This is a genomic window from Acutalibacter intestini (assembly GCF_034334985.1).
Lineage (GTDB): Bacteria > Bacillota > Clostridia > Oscillospirales > Acutalibacteraceae > Acutalibacter > Acutalibacter intestini.
Map to the genome: position 1 here is coordinate 1 of NZ_JAWXXL010000106.1, position 1,065 is coordinate 1,065.

Annotated in this window: 1 protein-coding gene; it reads right to left on the bottom strand. The window is 52.2% G+C overall.

Annotated elements, in window-relative coordinates:
• Positions 1 to 482, bottom strand: a 482-nt coding sequence (locus U8U68_RS21870) for a reverse transcriptase N-terminal domain-containing protein (RefSeq protein WP_322204570.1), incomplete at its 3' end; no start/stop codon positions are given.
• Positions 483 to 1,065: the final 583 nt, after the last annotated feature.

Genomic DNA, 1,065 nt, shown 5'->3' on the forward strand with positions numbered 1-1,065 from the left:
TGGGGACAGCGCCCCGGGCGGAACCCAAAGGAGCAAGGGTCAGCACTCATTTCTGCCAGCGGTTCCAGTGCAAAACGGTAGAGCGTCTGCATGGCCCTGTCCAGCATGGTGGGAATACTGAGGGGACGCATTTTGCCGTTCTTTTTGGGAATATTTATCCGCCGGAGCGGCTTGGGATGGTAACCTTTTTGCGTCAGTCTGAAAATTGCTTCATACTTCATTTTGGGTGTAGACCATATTTCACTGTCTACCCCGGCAGTTCGTTTTCCTGTGTTTTCCGTCACCCTTTTTACAGCCAAAGCCTTGGCAAAAAAAGACGTGGTCAGTAGTCGCTGCAAGGCTTTCACCCTGCCGGTCCTGCCTTCCTTTTGAGCCTTTACAATACGCGCCTGCAGTTTTCTAACGGTAGATTCCGCATAGTCCCAGTCAATTTCAGACCATGCGGTTGTGCCGTCAAGAGATGCACACAGTTCCCTGTCCATTTGCTTTTCTCCTTTCGAAAATTCTGTAAGTTCTCTTGTAAAGAAAGACCGCATGGAAGTCTGCCCGCTTTTGCGTGGGGTAATGTTACCGTAATCTATTCAGTTCAACCCCTATCCGCCCCATTACAGAGCGGCGTTCGCTTTTTCCATGTTCCTTTACCCGCACCCCCAACGGCACACCTTACGGTGGGCTTTCCCGCGTATCGTGGGGAGGATACGGGCTTACCACGTTCCGCATAATTGATAAAACGGCAACTTAGGCTCCGCCTCTCCGCCGGCAGTCTTGTGTCCGTGTATCCCCACTCGAAAAGAGGATATCCGACTGCGCACCATTTTGGTTCAGGCCAGTCAGCATCTTTGGCCTGTTCAGCGTAACGACGTTTATCAGCGGTTCACATTTGTTAGCCATATTGCCGGGGACCAGCTCCCAAGCCGTATTGTGCTAACAGCTTCGCCGTCCCCTCACGGTTCCAGCTTCTCCCTTTCGGGTGGGCTACCTTGTCCTATCCGCTCCCTCATAGCACTTGCGCGCCACTTCGGGGATAGTAGGTCTTGCTAACGGAATAGCAAGTTCAATCACCTT